We start from the raw sequence: 21276 nt of genomic DNA, 5'->3' as shown, positions 1-21276 counted from the left end.
GTGCCCGAAGACCTCACCCCAGCGACCACGACGTCCGGGGCGCTGCCCCGCCGGGGTCTCGTCATCTACCCGAACGAGCCCGCTCCCCAGGCCGTCGAACTCGCCCGGTCGGCAGACGCGCTCGGCTACTCCAACGTGTGGTTCGGTGACTCGCAGAACAACTGGCGGGAGGTCGCGTCCCTCATGGGGGCGACCGCGGTCAGCACCCAGAGCGTGATCATCGGCACCGGGGTGACCAACGCGGTCACCCGGCACCCGTCGGTGTTCGCGTCCATGTGGGCGACCGTCGCGGAGTTGTCGGAGGGACGGGCGGCGGTAGGGATCGGGACCGGCTTCACGGCGCTGGGCACCATCGGCCACAAGCCGATCTCGCTCGGCGCGCTGGAGACCAGGATCAGCGAGTTCCGCGAGCTCATCGGGGGGCGGTCGGTCGTCGAGGAGACCACCAAGGCGGAGTACCGCCTGGACTACCTCACCGACCGGCCCCGGAACGTCCCCGTTTACATCGCCGCCTCCGGCCCATCCGCGCTACGGATGGCCGGGCGGGTCGGGGACGGCGTCATTCTGCTGCTCGGCACCGCCACGGAGTTCATCACCGAGGCCCTGGGCCACGTCCGGGAGGGCGCCGAGCAGGCCGGACGGACACTCGCGGACATCGACGTCGTGCTCTGGAGCGAGATCGCCATCGGCGACGACCCCACCGAGGCACGGGACCGCGTCCGCGGCCCGATCGCGCGCCTGGTGATGCGCTGGCTGCCGATGACGCTGCCGGAGCGCATCGTCCCGGCGATCGAGCACTTGCGCACGTACGCGCCGGAGTACGAGGGCGACTACTACGGCCACAAGGTGGCCAAGCCCGAGCACGCCAAGGAGGTCCCCGACGAGGTCGTCGACATGTTCGCCCTGGCCGGGACCACCGAAGAGATCGAAGGCCGGCTGGCCGAGATCTCCGCGGCCGGGGTGAACCAGGTCGCCGTGGTACCCGCCTACGGCACGACCCGGGAGCAGCGCATGGCCACGGTCCGGGCGTTCGCGGCCATCGGCCAGGGGACCCGGTGACCGTGCACTCCGGTCTCGAGCACCGGGAAACGGCGCTCGAACCGGCGCTCCCGATCATCGACCCCCACCACCACCTGTGGCCCCGCCCCGTCATCTCGTACGGACCGCAACAGCTCTACCTGATCGATGCGTTGCTCGCCGACACGACCGCAGGTCATGACATCCGCGCGACCGTCCATGTCGAATGCTCCTCCGGCTACCGCACCACGGGGCCGCAGGTACTCCGGCCGGTGGGTGAGACCGCCTGGGTCATCGGCCAGCGCAGACCCGGCCGTGGTGAGCTGGCGGGCATCGTCGGGTACGCCGACCTGCGTCTTGGCGATCGGATCGGTGCCGTACTCGACGCCCATCAGGAGATCGCCGGACACGCCTTTCGGGGCATCCGGACCCGCGCCACCTGGAACCCGTCCCACGACGTGTCCAGCGCGGCCGAGGACGGCCTGCTGCTGTCCTCGGCCGCCGGGCCGTCCCTGCGGCAGCTCCAGCGGCGCGGGCTGCTCTTCGAGGTGTGGGTGTACTTCAACCAACTCGACGACGTCGCGCGGGTGGCCGAGGACAACCCCGACCTGCCGATCGTCGTGGACCACCTCGGCAGCCCGCTCGCGACCGGGGCCGCCTACCGCGGGCAGCGCGACGGCGTCCTGGCACGCTGGCGGCGGTCGCTGCGGCGGCTGGCGGGGCTCGGCAACGTTCACCTCAAGATCGGTGGTATCGGCATCCCGTCCGTCGTCGACCCCCGGCTGACCCAGGCGCCGGTGACCTCGGCCGCCCTCGCGGACTTCTGGGGTCCCGAGATCGGCTTCTGCATCGACGCCTTCGGGCCTGCTCGCTGCATGTTCGAGAGCAACTTCCCTGTCGACGCCTACCTGTGCGACTACGTCACCCTGTGGAACACCTACAAGCGCGTCAGCGCCGACCTGTCGGCCTTCGAACGCGACGCGCTGTTCCGCACGACCGCCCTCACCGTGTACGGCCTCGACCTCCCGACATCGCACCCGGAGGTGCCGGCATGAGAGAACTCCTGTACCCCCGCTCGATCGCGGTCCTCGGCGCCTCGAACGACCCCGTGAAGCTGTCCGGGCGGCCGGTCGACTACATGAAAAGGTTCGGCTACCGCGGCCGGCTGCTGCCGATCAACCCCACCCGGCGCACCGTTCAGGGCCTGCCCGCCTACCGGAGCCTGGACGAGGTCGACGGTGACATCGACCTGGTGATGATCATGCTCCCGGCCGAGCGGGTCAGCGAGGCGGTACGGACCTGCGGCAAACGCGGCGTCAAGGCCGCCATCGTGGGAGCGGCCGGTTTCGCCGAGACCGACGCCGCCGGCGCCGCGATGCAGGAGGAGCTGCGCACGGCCGCCGCCGAATCGGGAGTGCGGGTGCTCGGCCCGAACTGCCTGGGCATGATGAGCGTCGCGGACCGCGCTCTGCCCACCTTCTCCTCCTCCCTCGACGAGCACGTCGAGTTGCGCAGCGGCCCGGTGGCTTTCGTCAGCCAGAGCGGCGCGTTCGGTTCGTGGATGTTCAGCGAGGCCCAGCGGACCGGCATCGGCATCTCCCACTACATCAACACGGGCAACGAGGTCGACCTGACGGTGCCGGAGCTTCTCGACGCGCTTCTCGACAGCGAGCAGACCCGCGTCCTGCTCGCCTATCTGGAGGGCGTCAACGACGGCGAGCGCCTACTGACGGCCGCGCGGCGGGCGAGCCTCCTCGACAAGCCGATCATCGCGGTCAAGGTCGGCAGGTCGGTGGCCGGGGCGCGGGCCGCGCAGTCGCACACCGCGTCGCTGGCGGGTGAGGACGCGGTGTTCGACGGGATCGCCCGGCAGCACGGCATCGTCCGCGTCGACGGCACCGAGGCCATGCTGGACGCCGCCCAGATCTTCGCGGCAGGGCGGCGCAGCGCGGGGCGCAGGCTGACAGCGCTGACCGGATCGGGCGGCGCGGGCATCCTGATGGCCGACGCGGCGACGGCCGCCGGCCTGATCGTCGAGTCCTGGGACGAGCCGTGGCAGGCGAAGATGGCCGCTGTCATCCCCGCGTACGGGACCGCGCGCAACCCGGTCGACCTCACCGGCATGCTGGTGGTCGAACCTGACCTGCTGCGCCGCAGCCTGGAGGTCGCGCTCGACCACCCGGGCACCGACATGATCGTGGTCCTGCTCGGCAACTCCGACGGGTGTGCGGACGAGTTCGTCGCCGCGGTCGCCGACGCCCACGAGACCACCGATCGTCCGATCGTCGTGGTGTGGACCGGCGGCAGCGGCATACCCCGCCGGCGACTGCGCGATCTGGGGATCCCGTGCTACACCGATCCGGGCCGCGCCGCCGCCGCGCTGGGGCTCCTCGCCGACTACAGCCTGCGTCCCGCCATGAGGCAGCCGGAACGGCCCCCGCGCATCGACCCCGGCGCCGCCCGGGAGGTCATCCGGCAGGCACGGGCGGCCGGACGATCCCAGCTCGACGAGGAGGAGTCGAGTCGCCTGATCGCCGCCTACGGCGTCCGGTGCGCGGAGTCACGCGCGGTCGCCGACGCCGACGCCGCCGTCGCGGCGTTCGCTGAACTCGGCGGCCCGGTGGCGGTGAAGCTGCTGTCGGACCGGATCGGCCACAAGAGCGACATCGGCGGAGTGCGCCTGGGCCTGTCCGACACCGAAGAGATCCGCGCCGCGGCGGGTGACCTGCTGGCCCTCGCCCGGTGCGAGGGAGTCCCCGAGGCTCGGCTGCTCGTGCAGCGGATGGCCGAGCCCGGCACCGAACTGATCATCGGGATCAAGCGCGACCCCGCCTTCGGCCCGGTCGTCGTGGCGGGTCTGGGCGGAGTACTGGTCGAGGTCCTGGCCGACAGCGCGTCCGCCGCCGCACCGGTCGGCCCGGAGACCGCGCGGCATCTGCTGACCGGCCTGCGTGGCGGCGGGTTGCTGGGCGCCGTTCGCGGACGACCGCCCCGCGACGTCGACGCCGCGGCCGACGCGGTCGCCCGGGTGTCCTGGCTGGCGGCCGATCTGGCCGACGAGATCGCCGAACTCGACGTGAACCCGCTCATGGTCGCCGAGGCGGGAGCCGGGGCGGTCGCCGTCGACTGTCTCGCCGTGCTGACCAAGAAGAACTGAGAACGCGAGGGGCAACGCCATGGATTTCCGATTCGACCAGGATGAACAGCAGCTCCTCGATCAGGCGGGCGCGACGTTCCGCCGATGGCTGCCGCCCGAACGGCTGCTCACCGGCTCGTCGACCGCCGCCGCGTGGGACATCATCGCGGCCGACGGCTGGCTCGCGGCCGGGTCCACCGGGGACGACGACGCCTTGTCCCTGGCCCTGGTCGCCGGCATCGGCCGGGAGGCCGGCCGGGTGCTGGCGGGAGAGGGCTTCGTCACCAACGCGGTCCTGCTCGCCGCCGCCGAGGAACCGGTCGCGCCCGGCTTCCTGATCGCCGACGGCCGGAGCGAGCCGGTCACCGGCCCGACCGGGGAGACACCGGTGCCCTGGTGCTTCGGCGTGGAGACCGGGCTCGTCGCGTACCGCATCGACGACGCCGGGACTCTTCACCGGTGCGAAGGCGACGCATGGGACTTCCAGCCCGCCGGACGCCTCGCCCTGGGTGTCGGCACCATCACCCCCACGCCGATGTCACCGGTGTCCCGGATCTCCGTTACCGACGAACTGCTGACGTCGGCCCAGATCGTGCACGCCGCGACCCTGGTCGGCCTCGGCGAGACGGTCATCGGCGACGCGGTGGATTACGCCAAGCAGCGGATGCAGTTCGACCGGCCCATCGGCGGGTTCCAGGCCGTCAAGCATCCCCTCGCCGACGCGACCATCGCTCTGGAGGTCGCCTGGAATGCCGTGCTGTACGCGGCGCTGCGGCCCGCAGATACCACGGCCGCGATCGCCCGGCTCCAGGCCAAGAACGCCGCCGACCTCGCCACCCGCGTGGCCGCGCAGACCTTCGGCGGCATCGCCATGACCTGGGAGCACTCCATGCACCTGTATCTGAAGACCGCTCAGGCGAGCCTGTACCGGTTCGGCGCCCCTGACGACCACGCGCTGCGGCTGGCCGAGTACCTGATGAAGGAGGGTGAGGCGGCGTGAACCTTGATGAGACCCCCGCTGAGGCGGCCTTCCGCGCCGAGGTCCGCGACCGGCTGATGGCCGAAATCGTCCCCCTGGTGAGCGGCCGGCCGGTCGGCTTCGCAGAACGGCTGGAGGCCGACCGCAGGCTCGCCGCCGCGGGCTACCTGGGATATTCCTGGCCGACGCGGTTCGGCGGAGCCGGCGGCGACCCGATCATGGCCGGGATCCTCGACGAGGAGTGCTCGCGGGCCGGCGTCCCCAGGTCGCTGTCGCCGTCCCGGTTCGGGGCGGATCTCCTGGCCCCGGCCCTGATGGCGCACGGCACCGATGACCAGCTGGCGGAGCTCCTGCCCGGCATCCGCGACTGCCGGACCATCTGGTGTCAGGGCTTCTCCGAGACCGAGGCCGGATCCGACCTGGCCAACGTGCAGAGCTTCGCCACCGACGCCGGCGACCATCTGGTCCTGAACGGGAGCAAGGTCTGGACGACCCAGGCCCACGAGGCCGACTGGTGCTTCGCCCTGGTGCGGACCAGCCGGGACAGGCCGCGCCACCGGAACCTGTCGTTCGTGTTGTTCGACATGAAGCAGCCCGGAGCGTCCATCCGCCCGATCACCCAGCTAACCGGAGAGGCGGAGTTCAACGAGCTGCACTTCGACGGCGTGCGCGTCGAGCACCGGCACGTGATCGGCGGCATCGACGACGGCTGGCGCGTCGCCATGACAGTGGTCGGCGCGGAACGGTCCTACGGCCAGCTCAGCCGTTACCGCAACTACCTCGGCCAGTTGAAGGCCGTCGCGGCGATGATCCAGCGGGCCGAGGCCGGGCCGCGGTCCACCTGGCTGCGCGAACTCGGCGAGCTCACCGCCGACGTGACCGGCATCCGCAACAGCTCGTACAAGATCACCTCCCTGGCGGCGGCCCGGGAGCCGCTCGGAGTGCTGCCCTCGATGACCAAGCTCTGGTGGAGCTCGACCCACCAGCGGCTGATGGACCTCGGTCAGGAGGTCGCCGTCGCCACCGGCACCGACCTCGACCACTGGCAGACCGAATGGCTGCGCTCCCGCGGCGAGTCGATCTACGCCGGGACCTCGCAGGTGCAACGCAACATCGTCGCCGAACGCATGCTCGGCCTCCCCAAATAGGAAGAGGGCACGTCAATGGATCACGGGATCACCGTGCGGGCCTCGGGCAAGGTCGCCGAGGTCGTCATGGATCGCCCGCCGGTCAACGCGGTCGCCGCCGAGACCTACGAGGCTCTCACCGCCGCGTTCCGGGAGCTGTCGGACCGCACCGACGCCCACGCCGTCATCCTGCGCTCGGCCGGGCGGCTGTACTCGGCCGGCGCGGACCTCAAGCAGCCGGCGGAGTCCGACAGCCTCGCCGAGCGCGGCCCCGAACGGCGCCAGCGCCTCGCCCGCACCTGCTACGAGGCCATCCTGGACTGCACCCTGCCGACCATCGCCGCCGTCAACGGCGCCGCCCTGGGCGCCGGCGCGGTCCTCGCCGCCTGCTGCGACATCCGCCTCGCCGCCACCGACGCCAGGATCGGCCTCCCCGAGATCAAGGCAGGACGCTGCGGCGGCGGCAGCCACCTGATGCGGATCCTGTCCCAGGGGCAGGTCCGGCTGATGTACTTCACCGGCGACCCGATCAGCGCCGAGGACGCCTACCGCCTCGGCCTGGTCCAGCAGGTCTGTGAACCCGACCGGTTGCTCACCGAGACGCGCGATCTGGCCGCCCGGATCGCTGAACAGAGCCCTCTCGGCCTGCGGCTCGCCAAGCAGGCCCTCAACGAGGCCGAGAAGCACCACGTCAGGTCCGGCTACCCGGCCGAGCAGGTTTACACCCTCCGGCTGGGCACGCATCCCGACGCCGCCGAAGCCGCCGGGGCGATCCTGGAGAAGCGCGCCCCCGTGTGGTCGTGGCCCGCCGTACAGGAGGTCTGACCCGGTGACTGCGCCGCCCCGCGTCCGGGGCGGCGCGAACCCTCCGCAACCTGCTGATGGAGATGGGCGAGCAGGCAGACCAGATTTCTCGTGCGTGATCGCGACGCCAAGTTCACCGCGGTGATCGACCGGGTGTTCACCTCCGCCGGCTTGCAGGTCATCACCACGCCGCCGCGGGCACCGCAGGCCAACGCGATCGCAGCGCTGCGCTTGCCGGAAACCTCATCCGTGCAGGTAAAAGGCATGAAAGCTGGTGGCCCTGTGTCCCGGGCTTGGTCGCCTGGCCGAGCACGGGAACGGTGACGGCAAAGCGGTCGCCACGGCAGGATGAGCGGCTGTGCTCTTGCGACTGGCCTACTTGACCGTGACGAACACGTCCGCGCTGTTGCGTCTTCTTCCGGTAAGCGACCGGGACAAGGACACCGAGATCTTGGTTCTGCTTCATCAAATCGCGGTGCTGGAACGCCAACTGAACGGCAGGAAGGTGCGGTTCACCCGGCCCGACCGCTGTGCTTGCCGAAAAGTACGTCCGTGCAGGTGAGAGGCGTGATGGCCGGGGATTGCGGCGTAGGGCCGGGAACTGTCGCGGGACAGGCCAGGACACCGGCCTCGCCATCGGGATGATGGGCGGTTGTGCTGTTGCGACTGGTCTACTTGACCGTGGCGAACACGTTCGCGGTGCTGCGTCTGCTTCCTATGACCGATCGGGAGAAGGACGCCGAGATCTTGGTGCCGCGGCATCAGATCATGGTGCTGGAGCGCCAACTGGACGGGGCGAGGGTGCGGTTCGTCGGTCCGGATCGAGCACTGCTCGCGGCGCTGCTGCACCGGTTGCCTCGTGGTGTACTGCTCCGGATACGGCTGCTCGTGCGGCCGGACACGGTCTTGCGCCGGCACCGGGACATGATCGCGGGTCGGCACGCCGCTCGCTCCAGACCCAAGCGGCCGGGCCGCCCACCGACCGTCCGCTCCATCCGGGCTCTCGTCCTTCGCCTGGTGCGGGAGAACCCGAGCTGGGGGTACCGGCGGGTGCACGGCGAGTTGCTGGTGCTCGGCGTCACGGTGGCCGCCTTCACGGTCTGGGAGATCCTCAAGAACGCCGGAGTCGATCCGGCACCCGAGCGTGCATCGACCACGTGGGCCGACTTCCTGCGCTCCCAGGCCGGGGCACTCCTGGCGTGCGACTTCCTGGAGACCGTCACGCTCACGGGTGCGCGGATGTACGTGCCGGCGGTCATCGAGCACCACAGCCGCCGGATCCGCGTTCTGGGCGCCACCGCCCATCCGACCGCGTCGTGGGTGACGCAGGCGGCCAGGAACCTGGCCATGGACCTGGAGGACGCCGGCTGCCGGGCACGGTTCCTGATCCGTGACCGGGACGGCAAGTTCCCTGACCTCTTCGACATCGTTCTGGCCGATGCCGGCATCCAGACGGTGCTGACCGGGGTGCGGATGCCGAGGATGAACGCGGTGATGGAGCGGTGGGTGCAGACCTGCCGCCGCGAACTCCTCGACCGGACTCTGATCTGGAACCAGCGGCACCTGCTCTACGCCCTCCGCGAGTTCGAGACCTTCTACAACGAGCATCGGCCTCACCACGGCATCGCCAACGCCCGCCCGTTGAAGTCGCTGCCTTCACCGATCACCGAACCCGACGAGATCGCCCAGCTGAACATCCGAAGAAGTCAACGTCTGGGCGGCATCCTCAACGAGTACCGGCATGCGGCTTGACCTGCGCGGACGAGGTTTTCGGCAAGCACAACGTCTGGTCGAACTCGGAATCGACCTGGTCGGCATCGCCGAATTCATGGACTACCCGACGATGATCCCCGGGGTCACCCTCGTCGACTGGGAGACCGGCGCGCCCAACGCCCGCTACCGCGCCCTGGACCCCCTGATGCGGCATTTCGGTGCCGGTGACACCATGGTCTCCACCGGCACCGGTGTCCCCGGAATCCCCGACCCGCGACTTCACGCCCAAGCGTTCATCACGAAGGCGGGGACGCCGAAGCCGCTCATCGTCAATAAGACCGGCAAGACCGTGACGGTCGCACTGGAACAGACCAACGAGCCCACCGGAGTCACGGACGAACTCCGGATCGAGCAGGTGAGCGCCCGCACCGGTGCGGGTCGCGCGGTCTCCACAACGGTCAATGAAGGCCACATCGTCCTGGACCCCTATGCCACGGCGGTACTCTCACCGATGTAGTGCGCACCGCACTGCCAGCGCATTCCAGAAAACCGCAGGACTGGATTCCGTCGGTACCGAACCGCGGTAATGGCGCTGCGTTTCTTTACTGATCAGCCTGCCGAAAATTCTGACTCGACAGTCGTCGACGGCCATTCCTGCCACGTGCCAGGCGGCTGGGGCTGCTACCCACGATGGCATGGATCTGACATGAAGCCTCGCCCGGGCAGCACCCCAGCCGCTTGACCATTCCGGACGGCTGCCAGGCAATCCCACCAAAACTCGGTGATCGCCACCGGCTTGCCCTGCGCGACGAGCGTACGCACGCCCTCGGCGAACCGGCCGGCGATCTCCGCCGACCGGTAGAGATCCACGGACACGATGTCGAAGGGTGCCCAGTCCACGCGGTCGATCGGTATGGCGGCGTAGGTGACCTTGCCGTGGAACCGCTCGCGCACGACAGCGACGGCCTTGCCGAGGAGCTCGTTGACACGTGCGCTGACCTCGGCGATCTGCTCGCGCAGGCGATGCGGCTGTAGCGGCTTCGGGCGGTTGTGACCTGCGGAGATGCGTGGCGCTCCGCTACCCGGCGACCCGGCGCGCGTGGGAGGGGCACCGCAATGGTCCGCTGAGCGGAACGATGTTCGACCGGGATTCGGGGACAACGCAAGCTGTCGTTCGTGCGAACGCCGACCACACTGAAGCGCTACGAGCCGTTCTGCCTGGCCGATCCGGACTTCTTCGACACGCCGGAGCGGGTGGCCGACGCGGCCAGCCGCTTCGCCCAAGCCGACGAGCCCGCCCCGAAGGGCTGGAGCCGGAGCGAGATCGGCTGGTGGGTCGTGCTCACGCCCGGCGCGTACGGCGAGCAGGGGTGGCGGATCGACGTTTCCAGCACGCTGCCCACCGCCGCCGAAACCGTCGAACGGGTCTGGGCCTACTGTGTCGGCGCGGGGATCGCGTTCCGGTTCCTGCGCAGCGGGGCGGCCGTCCGGTCGCAGAACGCCGACGCCGCCGACCGTCTGCACAGTGGTGTGCTGGCACGGCTCCACCCGGTGAGTGAAGACGGACTCGGCGCGGCTCTCCGGCAGCTTTCCGAGCGGCTCGCGGGCATCCGGGGCCCGGCCCCGCTGGGCGCCAGGCGGGTCGGCGCGGGTCCGCTCTACGTTCGCTATGACTCCGATCTGACCTGCGCGGACGCCAATGGAGAACCGGTGCGGGCGTTCCGTCATCCGGCTGGGCACCTGAAGCCCGCGCCCCGGCGCGCGGTGTTCACGGTGCCGGACTGGGTGAGGGTGCCCGATACGGTGCGGCCGCATCTGACGCAGTCCAAGGGCCGGTTCCCGTACCGGATCGACGAGGTCCTCAACGTCTCCAACGGCGGCGGCACGTACCGGTCCGGTCAGTTGGTGCTGCGGGAGGCCCGGCCGTACTGCGGGCTCGACGAGCGCGGTGGCGACGCGGTCGAGCGGCTCGGTCGCCACCGCCGAACGCTGCAGCGGCTCGCCGGGCTGGACTGCGTTCCCGAGCTGGTCGGCTACCGCATCGTCTGGGAGCACCACTACCTGATCGAGGAGTACATCGCCGGGAGGAGTCTCTTTCATGAGGCCCTCGCGCGTTATCCGCTGGGCCACGAGGGGGTCCCGGCGGCGCGGCTCCAGGCGTACGCCGAGTGGGCAACCGAGGTCCTGGCGAAGGTCGAACGGGCGCTGGACGCGATCGGCGACCGGGCCGTCCGGCTGACCGAGCTGCACCCCAAGGTCAGGGCACCGCGAAGGCGGGCACCGGTACCTGCTCGCCTGCCTGCGGTTGTGGACGTTCCTGCCGATCAACCCGCTGCCCCAGCGAGACCCCGGCAAGCTGCCCGCGCTGGCGGCGGTTATCGACGGCGAGTTCCCGCTGCCGCCCGGGTTCGGCGCCGGGTTGGTGCGCGCCCTGGGCGGAGAAGAGGGACGGGACGCCGCCACCGAGATGCTGGAGCGGGCGGACTGGCCGACGCTCCGGGACTCACTGGTGGCAGGCATTCACGCGAGCGCCACGCCCGGGCGCCCCGACCGGCTCGTTCCGGGAAGCCCGGGGCCCTGGGGCATCGGCGGGCACGCGTACGACCACGGCGCCGCCGGAGTGCTGCACGCGCTCCACCTGGTCGGCGCCGAGGTCCCGGACGCGTACGTGGACTGGCTGGTCGCCGCCGTGCGACGCGATCCGCGTCCCCGTCCCGGGCTGTACGACGGACTGCACGGGGTGGCCGCCGTGCTGGCGGAACTCGGCCGTACGGACCGCGCGCTGGAAGTCCTCACCCGCGCCGACCGGGACGGCGATGATCTCCCCGCGGGCCTGTCGAGCGGCCTGGCCGGGATCGCGCTGAACTGGCTGCACTTCGCCGAGCTGACCAGTGACGGCTCGTACCGCGACCGGGCGTTGCGCGCCGGGCACCGGCTTGCCGGGCCGCCCGCGGCCCCGGCCGGTGCGGGGGGCCTGCTCACCGGATCCAGCGGGCCGGCCCTGCTGTTCGTCCGGCTGTACGAGACGACCGGTGACCCGTTCTGGCTGACCCAGGCGGAGTCCGCGCTCGGGCGGGACCTCGGCCGGTGCCGGCCCGACAGGGACGGCGCGCTGCTGCTGTTCAACGGCAGGCAGAACCTGCCGTACGTACGAGACGGAAGCGGGGGCGTCGCGCTGGTCCTGCACCGTTATCTCCAGCACCGTCCAGCGGCTGCGGAGAGCGTCGCGCTGGACGGCATCCGGCGGGCCTGCAAACCGGTCTTCGTCCGGCTCCCGGGTCTGTTCGACGGCCGCGCCGGGTTCGTCACCACGCTGATGCGGTCCGGCTCGGCGGAGGACGAGCGGGCCGCCCGCTCCCAGGTGCGGCGTCTGGCCGTGCACGCTCGGCTCCACGGCGGGCGGCTGGCGTTCCCAGGCACCGGCCTGCTGCGCCTTTCCATGGATCTGGCCACCGGGTCGGCCGGGATCCTCCTTGCGCTCCGGTGCGTGTTCGAGCGGGGGCCCTCGGGGCTCCTGCACGTGGACGCGCCCGGTCATCACCGCACCGTGAGAGGAGGTGACACGCATGGACGAGATCTACGAGCTCCAGGACCTGGAGACCGAGAGCCAGGAAGAGGCCTGGCCGTGTAACAACAGCCACAACTCGAGCTGGCTGGGCGCCTCCTGAGGCCGGCCTGGCTGAGCCGCTCTTGAAAGAGCCGGTCGGTCGCCCCCGGGCGACCGACCGGCCCCATCCGACATGCCACTGGAGACGTGTGTGATCGCGCAGACCTTCCTGGCGGCCGACCCCGTCTTCGTCGACCTGCTCGCCAACGTGGACGACGCGGCCGACCGCTTCGCGGTCGCGACGCGGCCGCTGCCGGACGGGTGGCGGCGCTCGCTGGACGGCGGCTGGGTGTACCTGAGCCCGCCCGGCGCCCGGCTGCCGGAGCAGGGCTGGAAGGTCCACATCTCGGTGGCCCGCGACGAGGCCAGGGACACCGTGGAGACGGTGGCGGACTACTGCCTGCGGCAGCGGATCGCGGCGAAGTTCCTGCGCAGCGATCTCGTGGTGCACATCGTCAACGGCAAGCAGGCGCCGCGTACCTCCAGCGGCAAGCTCATCACGCTCTATCCGGTGGACGACGCGCAGCTTCAGCGGGTGCTGAACGACCTTTCCGCCGCACTCGCGGGCCGCTGCGGGCCGCGCGTGCTCAGCGACCTGCGCTGGGGACAGAGCCCGCTCTACCTGCGTTATGGCGGCTTCCGGGAGCGCTACTGCCTGTCCGCCGAGGGGCAGCACGTCCCCGCGATCCGGGATCCCGACGGCCGCCTGGTGCCGGATCGGCGGGCTCCGGTCTTCAGGGTGCCGCCCTGGGTTCGCGTCCCCGACTTCGTCACGGCCGGAACGGGACCCGCCGAAACCACGGACTTCCCGTACCGGGTGGAGAAGGCCCTGCACTTCTCCAACGGCGGTGGGATCTACCGCGCGGTCGACCATGTGACCGGACGGACGGTCGTCCTGCGCGAGGCCCGCCCGCATGCGGGGCTGGACGAGGAGGGCGCCGACGCGGTCGCCCGGCTCGTCCGGGAACGCGCGATGCTGGAACGTGCCGCCGACCTCGCCGTCGCCCCGAGGGTCCTCGGCGGTGGAGTCTGGGCCGGGCACCACTTCCTGGCCACGGAGTTCATCGACGGAGAGCGGCTCGCCGACGCCGTGGCGGCCCGCAACCCGCTGCTGCGCGCCGGCTCCGGGCCGAAGCGCCGCGTCGCCTACACCTCGTGGGCGCTCGGCGTGCTGGACGGTGTGGCGGCCGCGCTCGCGAAGCTGCACGGCAGGGGCATCGTCTTCGGCGATCTCCAGCCCGGCAACATCCTGCTCCGGTCCGGCGGCGGCGTCGCCCTGGTGGACTTCGAGACGGCCTTCGACGTGGCCGAGGACCATCGGCCGGGCCTGGCCACCCCGGGCTTCGCGGCGAGCTGGGCGAGGACCGGGTTCACGATCGACGAGTACGCCCTGGACTGCCTGCGGCTGTCGGTGTTCGTACCGCTCACGCCGCTGATGGGCCTGTCCCCCGGCAAGGCGGGCGAGCTCATCGACCTCGCCGGGGAGTCCTTCCCGCTGCCGCCGGGCTTCGCGGACCGCCTGCGCGAACGGCTCGCGCGCCCGGCCGCGAACACCGAGGGCGCCCGGCCCGCGCGCCCAGTCCGGAAGGCCGACTGCGATCGGCCGGGTGCCTCGTCCGGTCTCGACGCGCTGCGGGACGCGATCGTCCGCTCCGCGACACCCGAACGGCGCGATCGGCTGTTCCCCGGGGATGCCCGGCAGTTCGACCGGCAGGGCACCACCCTGGCGTTCGGCGCGGCCGGCGTGCTCCACGCGCTGCACGCCACCGGCCGCAGCGACCACCCCGAGTTCCCCGAGCACGTGGCCTGGCTGATCCGCGAGAGCCCGCGGCTTCGCTGGCCCCGCCCCGGGCTGTACGACGGGCTGTCGGGAGTGGCCTGCGTTCTCGACGAACTGGGGCACGGGCGGGAGGCGCGCAACCTGCTCGACCGCGCCCTGACGTTGCCTGCCGGCGGTCCCGGGCTGTTCGGCGGGCTCGCCGGCGTCGGTATCGCGCTGCTGCGTTTCGGCGAGACCGGCCGGGCGGCCGAGATCGCGAACCGGCTGCTCGCGCTGCCGTCCGAGGGCGTACGGACCGGCCTCATGCACGGGTGGTCCGGCGCCGCGCTGCTGTTCGTCCGCCTCTACGAGGTGACGGGTTCGGCGGATCACCTGACGGCCGCGCGGACCCTGCTGACCCGAGACGACTCCCCCGGGGCGGGACTCGACCTGGAAAGCGGCGCGGCGGGTCGCGCGCTGGCTCTGCACGAATATCTGGCCCATCGGGACCACCCGTACTTCGCTGGGGTCCGCGACCGGCTGCTCGGCGACCTGGCGGTGGAGCTGACGCCCGCCGCGGGGCTGCTCAACGGCCGGGCCGGGCTGCTGGCCTGCGTGACCCGGCTGGGCGGCGACCCCCGGACCCGGGACCTGCACCTGCGGCGCTTCGCCGTGCACGAGGTCCCCTACCACGGGCACCGCGCCTTCCCAGGGGCCGTGCCCCAGCGCCTGTCCATGGACCTCGGCACGGGAACGGCCGGTGTCCTCCTCGCGGCGCACGCGGCGCACGCGGCGCTCAAGGGCGTCCCCTGCCCGCTGCCGCTGATCGGCGGGAGGACGGGATGAGCGGCCTGTGGCGAAACCGGGACTTCCAGCTCCTGTGCGCCGGACAGGGACTGTCGCAGCTCGGCTCCCAAACGTCGAGCCTCGCGATCCCGCTGCTGGTGCTGCACGAGACGGGATCGCCGCTGGCGGTCGGGATCGTGGAGGCCGTCTGGACGACGGTGCAGGTGGCCGCCTTCGTGCCCGCCGGGATCATCGTCGACCGGTACAACCGGCGCGCCGTCATGGTGATCTGCGACCTGGGCCGGCTGGCCGCCAGCGCGGCGCTCGCCGGGGCACTGCTCACCGGCTCCGCCTCGCTCCCGCTGTTCCTCGGCTACTGCACGATCATGGGGCTGCTCGGCGCCCCGTTCACGGCCGCCGGGCCCGCGGCCCTGCGAGAGATCGTGCCCGGGGACGGCATGGTCGCGGCCGTGTCCGTGCTCCAGGCGCGCAGCCAGGTGACCTACATCCTCGGGCCGATGCTCGGCGGCCTGCTGTACATGCTGTCGCCGAGCCTGCCGCTCCTCTTCGACGTCTTCTCCTTCGCGGTCTCGGCGCTCAGCATCCTGGCGCTGCGCGCCTCGCTCCGGGTGACGGCACCGGCCGCCGAGCGACGCGGAATCGTCGGCGACCTCGCCACCGCCGCGAGATTCCTGCGGTCCGCCCGCTACCTGCGGCGCCAGATCCTGATCGGGGCGCTGCTGAAACTGGCGTTCGACGGGCTCTTCCTGGCCATCATCATCGTCAGCTCTATGCGGTCGGCGTCCGGCCTGTCGGTCGGCGTGATCATGGGGCTGACCGCGGTCGGCGCCCTGGCGGGCTCCCTGCTGGCGCCCCGGCTGGACAAGCGCTTCGCGATCCGGCCCATGGTCATCGTCGCGACGCTGACCTGCGCGTGCCTGGTTCCGGCGATGGCCCTCACCGGCAACGGCCTGGTGCTGGCGGGACTGCTGGCGGCGTGCTCGGTGCTGGTGACCGCCGCGAGCGTGCTGCTGGCCGCACAGCAGGTCCTGCTGACCCCCGCCGAACTCCAGGGCCGGGTGCACAGCGCCGCCAACCTGGTGAACTTCGCCTTCGCGCCGGTCGGCACGGTGCTGGCGGGCTGGCTGCTCGGCGTGCTGCCGCACGCGGGCGTCTTCCTGGTCTTCGGCGCCTTCCTATGGGTCGTGGCGCTGTCCGACCTCGCGATCCCCGCCACGCCCAAGCCCGCCGCCCAGCCGGAGACGCGGGAGCCGACCGGGCTCGCCGCGACCTGACAACCACTTCCGAAAGGATCTTCCGATGGACACCTCGAACGGCCCCGACGACGTCGTCTGGGACGTCACCTACGCGTGTCCGCTGCGCTGCACGCACTGCTACTCCGAGTCCGGCCGCCGCCCGTCCCGGCAGCTCGGACACCAGGACATGCTGCGGGTGAGCGACGCGATCATCTCGCTGCGGCCGAAGATGGTCTCGCTCGCCGGCGGCGAGCCGCTGATCGTGCGCGGCATCTTCGAGATCGCCGAACGGATCTCGCAGGCCGGCATCGCGGTGGTCGTCTACACCGGCGGCTGGACCCTCAGGCAGGACATGCTGGACGAGCGGATCGACCCGCTGCGCGGCATCGCCGTCAGCCTGGACGGGGCCACGGCGCGGACCCACGACCGCATCCGTGGCCGTGCCGGCTCGTTCGACCGCGCCCTCAACGCACTCGGCCTCCTGGACCGTGCCGCGGCGGAACGCGCGGCGCGCGGCGCCAAACCGGTCAAGTTCGGGCTGGAGACGGTCGTCGTGCGCAGCAACTTCGACCACCTCCCGGAGATCTGCGCGACCATCGCGCCGCGCTTCCCCCGGCTGAGCCTGATCACGTTCGGCGCGTGCGTGCCGACGGGACTGGCCACCCGCGAGGGATTCGCCGAGCACGAGCTGCTCACCGATGAGCAGGTCGCGCGGCTCGCCGACCCCGAGTACGCCGGGTGGCTGCAGTCCAAGGCCCCCTCCTCGGTGGAGGTGTCCACGACCGACAACCACCTCGAGATGCTGCACCCCGACCACGTCCGCGACGGGATCGCCCCGCTGACCCTGGTGGTCGAACCCGACGGGGAGGTGCGGGGCATGCCGACCTACGAGGGCACGGTGGGCAACCTGCTGGACGAGCCGGCGTACGTGCTCTGGGAACGCTCGGTCGCCCGATGGACCGACCCGTTCGTGACCGAGACCCTCGAACCCGTGCGGACCATGGCGCAGTGGGCCGCCGCGGCCCGGCGGATCGACTACCACTTCGGCTCCGCCGAGGTACAGGCCCGCATCGACCGCCGCCCGGCCTTCGCCGGATGAACCCGTAAGGAGCACCCATGACAAGGAGGATCGTGGAAGTCCTCTCCGTCGAGACGTCCGAAGCCGGACGCCTCAATGGCAAGGACGTCGTATCGCCGGGTCGGGCACCGGCCCCCCAGGAGCCGCCGTCTCGGACCACCCCACGCCCGGCCGCGGACGCACCCTCGTCGGACCTCGGGCTTGAGGACTGGTTCGCGCCGCACGGGCTCGCCGAGTTCACCGACACCGTTCTCGGCCACCGGCCGTTGTGCACGGGCCCGCGCCCAGAGCTCGCGGCCCGGCTCGCCGACGCGTTCGGCCTCCACTCGGCCGGGGACGTCCTCGCGCTCCGCGACGCGGAGATGTACGCCTGGTTCCCCACGCTCGACGGCGGAACGGCGAGCGCGCCCATCGCCGGCCGGACCGCGCCCCTGTTCCATGCGGGCGGCACGACGATCTACGTCAGGAACATCGCCAGGTTCGCCGCACACGAACGTGCGATGGCGGCGGCGTTCGACATCCCGCGCACCGGCGTGCACTGCCAGCTGTACTGCAACCGGCCCGGTGCCGTCACCACCATGCACTTCGACCCGTCGAGCGTCATCACGGTCCAGCTCTCCGGCCGGAAGACCTGGCGCCTGGCGCCCAACCGGTTCGCGTTGAGCCCGCTCGACGGGTGGGCGCCCGGCAAACCCGTCCATCCGGGCCTGCGCGCGTACACCCATGACGTACCGCCCGCCGAGATGCCCGCCGACGCGGTCACCTACGACCTCGAACCCGGAGCCGTCCTGCACGTTCCGCGCGGCTACTGGCACGAGACGGTCTCCGACCAGGACTCCCTGTCGGTGCACTTCATCATCCACACGCCCGCGCGCCTCCAGGCGATGCTCGCCATCCTGCGCAATGAGCTGATGCAGGACGAGCGGTGGCGCCGCTCGGCCCGCCGCTTCGACGCGCCGGACTCGATCGACCTGCTCGCCGACGACTACGCCGCCCTGCGCGACCTGGTGTCCCGGCTCGACCCGCGCGACGTCGTCCGCGGCCCCGCCCCTACGACCCCATTCGAGGACGAAACGTCCTTCGTCCGGTGCGGTCAGGCAACTCTCGGCGTGGACGGCATCGACGAATCGACGGCACGCGTGACGGTCACCGCCTACGGATTCGGCGACACCGAGGCCACCACCCTCAACGTCGGCACCGACTTCCTCCCGGCCTGCCGCTGGATCGGCGGCCTGCCCATCGGCGCCGCGTTCACCCCGCCGGACCTGCCCGGCCTCTCCACACCCGAGGCGCGGTCGCTCCTGCCCCTCCTCGAACGCGCCCACCTGATCCGCCGCCCCGACGAGCCGAGCCGCTAGATCGAGTGCGCCGGAACTGCGGCCCGTCCGGCGTCTTGGAGATCAACGACGTACAACTCGACCACGTCTGCCTTGGAGCGCGACACCTGGCTCGCGCTCCGTTCCGCCGCGCCCAGGCCGGCGCCGCACCGGCGGGAGCGAGCCCTCGAGCCCGCCCTTGCCGGCCAGCGGGCGCGGCAAAGGGCGCGGTGTCTTCGTGCCGCGTCCAGCTGCATCCGGATGACGCCCAGAACGCGACGACCCGTTTCGGGGTTCAGCTCTGAGGTCCTCCGCATGCTGGGCGTTCGGCGCGGCGACGCCAGTGGACGACGGCCGGAGGATCGCACCCCGCGGGAAGCACACCTTGGGCACCGGCGAGGCCCCGGCCGCCCCGCCCCGGCTCATGCCGTCGCGTCGCACCATTGACCTCACCGCGTCCGGGCTGTGCGTGCCCGCCTGTACCTCCGGTAGGTGCGCCTCGTCACCCGCCCCTCATCCGGAACCGACAAGGGTGCGGCCCGCATGCGGCGGGCTCGCGGCCGGCGCGTCGCCTGCCTGCGGGACGAGGGGTGAGCGCAAGGACGGTCAGCAGTTCTCCATGCCTGCCAGCGGCGCCAGCACGCGCCCGGCGCCGGGAACGCGGCCCAGGTTGGCGCTGATCTTGTCGGCGGTGTCCCGGACGGGAGCGGCCAGCTCCCGCAGCCTCCGCGGCTCCAGGACCACCACTCCGACCGCCGCCACCACCGTCCCGCCCGGCGCGCGCACCGGCGCGGCGACGCACGCCACCGGCACCGCGGTCGTCTCCAGGTCGAAGGCGTACCCGTGATCGCGGGCGTACCGGACGCGCCGGCCCCACTCGGCCCGAGAAGAGCCGCGCGGAACGGTCAATGCGGGCCGGGCGGCGCTGATGACCGCCTCGGTGGCGGTCGCGGGCGGCAGCACCTCTCCAGGACGCAGCGAGATCACCTCATCGGCCCGCCCGAACATCCCGGCCACGGTCACCGCGTCGGCGGACTCCATCACCGCCAGGCAGACGCTGTCACCGGTCGCGGCCGCCAGCCGCCGCACCGGAGCGGCGGCGGCCGAACGCAGCACGGGCGCCGGATCCCACGCCTGCCCCAGGCAGAACGCCCGCACCCCCACCCGATACCGGCCGCCGGGGCCCCGGTGCACGATCCCCAGTCCCACCAGTTGATCCAGCAGCCGGTGCACCGTCGCCTTGGGCACTCCGGTGGCGGCCGCCAGTTCGCTCAGGCCCGCCTCACCGCGCGTCGCCACCTGCTGCAACACCGCGAAAGCGCCCTGCAGCACTCCTCGGCCTCCACCGGAACCCGGCCTGAGGCGCGCACCACCACCGGCTTCATCACCGTGCGGACCGCGGTGGCAACGACGGTTCTCCTCGAGCGCGTCCGACGGTGTCATTGGCCGACCTCCTGGCAAGACGAAAGCTGGCGAACACCAGCGGTTGCACAAGCCTGGGAGCCCTAGAACGATGTCATCTGCGGCAGTCGGCGGACATCGGGGAAATTTCGTATCGTCCCCACAGTTCGAGTGCGGGATTCGCGATGCGACCCCAGAGTCACTCGCCGTGACGAATCCTCAACCGTTCCCACGGGCGGGGAGGGCGCCGTCGCCACTACCGCAGACCGCCTGGTGCCCCATCACGCGACCTTCACAACGTTCGGCAACCCCGACGGGGGGCGGGAAGGGCGAGGCGAACTGCCAGGCGGCGCGAGCTGGGCGTGGCAGGCGAAGTACCTGTTCACCCTCGACAACGATGCGTTCAAGCAGATCGACAAGTCCTGGACCGCCCTGGCGATGTTGGAGGCCGGATCGGTTGGCTCTCAGCCGGCAGCGGCAGCAGAGCCGCGTGACCGGTGGAACGCTTCCTCGTACTCGCGCGGGGGAATGAGCCTTTTTCAGCAGCGGTTTGAGGTGGGCTGATCACAGCATGATCGCGGGCGGCTTGTGGCCCCAAGAAGAGAAGAAGCCCCTGGTAGGACGGTTGATCTCTCACAACCGGCCGTCCACACCAGAGGCTTCCATGCTTTTCTACCGTGCTTCGCTGCCGTTGTCGCGCCGAACCCTGACCTACGCCACCGGCGTGGTCCGCCGCCACCGCAAGGCGATCGGCAGCAAGGGCCGGGCGCTGCCGCCCGACGCCCAAGCCCTGATGACCCTGGTCCACCTGCACAAAGGCGACACCTACGCCGAATTGGCCGCCGGGTTCGGCGTATCGGTCGCCACCGCCTGGCGCTACGTCAACGAAGCCATCGACCTGCTCGCGGCCCGGGCCCCCACGTTGCCCGCCGCGCTGCGCAAAGCGCGCCGCGACGCGCTGCCCTACCTGGTGCTGGACGGCGTCCTGATCGCGATCGACCGGGTCGCCGCCGACCGCCCCTTCTACTCGGGCAAGCACCGCCGACACGGGATGAACCTCCAGGTCATCGCAGGACCGGACGGAACATGGCTGTGGGTGTCGGGGGAACTGCGCGGCGCCGTCCACGATCTGAGGGCCGCGCGGATCTGGGGCATCATCCGGGCGCTGGCCTCCGCCGGGCTGCTCACCCTGGCCGACAAGGCCTACCAGGGAGCCGGTGAACACGTCCTGACGCCCTACAAAGGGCGCGGCAAGCCAGAGTCCCAGAAGGAGGCCAACCGCGCCCACGCACGACTC

General features: G+C 71.5%; 18 protein-coding genes and 1 pseudogene. 17 read left to right on the top strand and 2 right to left on the bottom strand.

The features are described 5' to 3' along the window. From ACFPZN_RS35155 to ACFPZN_RS35115, 9 genes are all read left to right on the top strand, one after another. Entirely contained in the window at positions 1-1059 is a 1059-nt protein-coding gene (locus ACFPZN_RS35155) for an LLM class flavin-dependent oxidoreductase (RefSeq protein ID WP_378286714.1), read from the top strand. Continuing rightward, positions 1056-2072, top strand: coding sequence for an amidohydrolase family protein (locus ACFPZN_RS35150; protein WP_378286712.1), 1017 nt, complete (start codon positions 1056-1058; stop codon positions 2070-2072). The genes ACFPZN_RS35155 and ACFPZN_RS35150 overlap by 4 nt, the downstream gene beginning before the upstream one ends. Continuing rightward, on the top strand, positions 2069-4174 hold the full coding sequence (locus ACFPZN_RS35145) for an acetate--CoA ligase family protein (protein ID WP_378286710.1): 2106 nt from the start codon (positions 2069-2071) through the stop codon (positions 4172-4174). Before ACFPZN_RS35150 ends, ACFPZN_RS35145 begins: the two co-directional genes overlap by 4 nt. Positions 4175-4193: 19 nt before the next feature. Continuing rightward, on the top strand, positions 4194-5153 hold the full coding sequence (locus tag ACFPZN_RS35140) for an acyl-CoA dehydrogenase family protein (protein ID WP_378286709.1): 960 nt from the start codon (positions 4194-4196) through the stop codon (positions 5151-5153). Continuing rightward, a complete protein-coding gene (locus ACFPZN_RS35135; protein ID WP_378286706.1) occupies positions 5150-6280 on the top strand; it encodes an acyl-CoA dehydrogenase family protein in 1131 nt (376 codons plus the stop codon). Before ACFPZN_RS35140 ends, ACFPZN_RS35135 begins: the two co-directional genes overlap by 4 nt. A 15-nt stretch (positions 6281-6295) precedes the next feature. Continuing rightward, a complete protein-coding gene (locus ACFPZN_RS35130; RefSeq protein WP_378286704.1) occupies positions 6296-7084 on the top strand; it encodes an enoyl-CoA hydratase-related protein in 789 nt (262 codons plus the stop codon). A gap of 90 nt (positions 7085-7174) precedes the next feature. Further along, on the top strand, positions 7175-7387 hold the full coding sequence (locus ACFPZN_RS35125; RefSeq protein ID WP_378286702.1) for a hypothetical protein: 213 nt from the start codon (positions 7175-7177) through the stop codon (positions 7385-7387). Between the two features lie 393 nt (positions 7388-7780). Continuing rightward, positions 7781-8815, top strand: coding sequence for an integrase core domain-containing protein (locus ACFPZN_RS35120; RefSeq protein WP_378286701.1), 1035 nt, complete (start codon positions 7781-7783; stop codon positions 8813-8815). Continuing rightward, on the top strand, positions 8805-9293 hold the full coding sequence (locus ACFPZN_RS35115; protein WP_378286700.1) for a hypothetical protein: 489 nt from the start codon (positions 8805-8807) through the stop codon (positions 9291-9293). Before ACFPZN_RS35120 ends, ACFPZN_RS35115 begins: the two co-directional genes overlap by 11 nt. Positions 9294-9457: 164 nt before the next feature. Here ACFPZN_RS35115 and ACFPZN_RS56820 read toward each other — a convergent pair whose 3' ends face one another. After that, complete coding sequence (locus ACFPZN_RS56820; RefSeq protein ID WP_464041887.1) at positions 9458-9730, bottom strand: hypothetical protein; 273 nt, start codon at positions 9728-9730, stop codon at positions 9458-9460. A gap of 222 nt (positions 9731-9952) precedes the next feature. Between ACFPZN_RS56820 and ACFPZN_RS56815 the strand changes: the two are divergent. The 6 genes and pseudogenes from ACFPZN_RS56815 to ACFPZN_RS35085 all read left to right on the top strand — a co-directional run. Beyond that, positions 9953-10546: pseudogene (locus tag ACFPZN_RS56815) on the top strand (class III lanthionine synthetase LanKC N-terminal domain-containing protein); the annotation flags it as partial. A gap of 535 nt (positions 10547-11081) precedes the next feature. Beyond that, positions 11082-12407, top strand: a complete 1326-nt coding sequence (locus tag ACFPZN_RS35105; protein WP_378286695.1) for a hypothetical protein — start codon at positions 11082-11084, stop codon at positions 12405-12407. A 127-nt stretch (positions 12408-12534) separates the two neighbouring features. Continuing rightward, on the top strand, positions 12535-14988 hold the full coding sequence (lanKC, locus tag ACFPZN_RS35100; RefSeq protein WP_378286693.1) for a class III lanthionine synthetase LanKC: 2454 nt from the start codon (positions 12535-12537) through the stop codon (positions 14986-14988). Continuing rightward, a complete protein-coding gene (locus ACFPZN_RS35095; protein WP_378286691.1) occupies positions 14985-16223 on the top strand; it encodes an MFS transporter in 1239 nt (412 codons plus the stop codon). Before lanKC ends, ACFPZN_RS35095 begins: the two co-directional genes overlap by 4 nt. A gap of 25 nt (positions 16224-16248) precedes the next feature. Further along, on the top strand, positions 16249-17283 hold the full coding sequence (locus ACFPZN_RS35090; RefSeq protein WP_378286689.1) for a radical SAM protein: 1035 nt from the start codon (positions 16249-16251) through the stop codon (positions 17281-17283). 17 nt (positions 17284-17300) lie between these two features. Next, positions 17301-18620 (top strand): JmjC domain-containing protein, encoded by a 1320-nt coding sequence (locus ACFPZN_RS35085; RefSeq protein WP_378286686.1) that lies wholly within the window; start codon positions 17301-17303, stop codon positions 18618-18620. A gap of 564 nt (positions 18621-19184) precedes the next feature. On the opposite strand, the gene ACFPZN_RS35080 is transcribed toward ACFPZN_RS35085, so the two are convergent. Continuing rightward, positions 19185-19910, bottom strand: coding sequence for an IclR family transcriptional regulator (locus ACFPZN_RS35080; RefSeq protein WP_378286684.1), 726 nt, complete (start codon positions 19908-19910; stop codon positions 19185-19187). Between the two features lie 342 nt (positions 19911-20252). On the opposite strand from ACFPZN_RS35080, the gene ACFPZN_RS35075 reads away from it, so the two are divergent. Then, positions 20253-20543, top strand: coding sequence for a hypothetical protein (locus ACFPZN_RS35075; protein ID WP_378286682.1), 291 nt, complete (start codon positions 20253-20255; stop codon positions 20541-20543). A 100-nt stretch (positions 20544-20643) separates the two neighbouring features. Continuing rightward, positions 20644-21276, top strand: a 633-nt coding sequence (locus tag ACFPZN_RS35070; RefSeq protein WP_378286681.1) for a transposase family protein, incomplete at its 3' end; no start/stop codon positions are given.

Source organism: Actinomadura rugatobispora (assembly GCF_042656285.1).
Classification (GTDB): domain Bacteria; phylum Actinomycetota; class Actinomycetes; order Streptosporangiales; family Streptosporangiaceae; genus Spirillospora; species Spirillospora rugatobispora.
This window is presented reverse-complemented; position numbering and strand designations above follow the sequence as displayed.

Coding starts and splice junctions, on each gene's coding strand:
- ACFPZN_RS35095 (WP_378286691.1), top strand. CDS start 14,985: ATGAGCGGCCTGTGGCGAAACCGGGACTTCCAGCTCCTGTGCGCCGGA.
- ACFPZN_RS35145 (WP_378286710.1), top strand. CDS start 2,069: ATGAGAGAACTCCTGTACCCCCGCTCGATCGCGGTCCTCGGCGCCTCG.
- ACFPZN_RS35090 (WP_378286689.1), top strand. CDS start 16,249: ATGGACACCTCGAACGGCCCCGACGACGTCGTCTGGGACGTCACCTAC.
- ACFPZN_RS35115 (WP_378286700.1), top strand. CDS start 8,805: ATGCGGCTTGACCTGCGCGGACGAGGTTTTCGGCAAGCACAACGTCTG.
- ACFPZN_RS35120 (WP_378286701.1), top strand. CDS start 7,781: ATGACCGATCGGGAGAAGGACGCCGAGATCTTGGTGCCGCGGCATCAG.
- ACFPZN_RS35085 (WP_378286686.1), top strand. CDS start 17,301: ATGACAAGGAGGATCGTGGAAGTCCTCTCCGTCGAGACGTCCGAAGCC.
- ACFPZN_RS35140 (WP_378286709.1), top strand. CDS start 4,194: ATGGATTTCCGATTCGACCAGGATGAACAGCAGCTCCTCGATCAGGCG.
- ACFPZN_RS35130 (WP_378286704.1), top strand. CDS start 6,296: ATGGATCACGGGATCACCGTGCGGGCCTCGGGCAAGGTCGCCGAGGTC.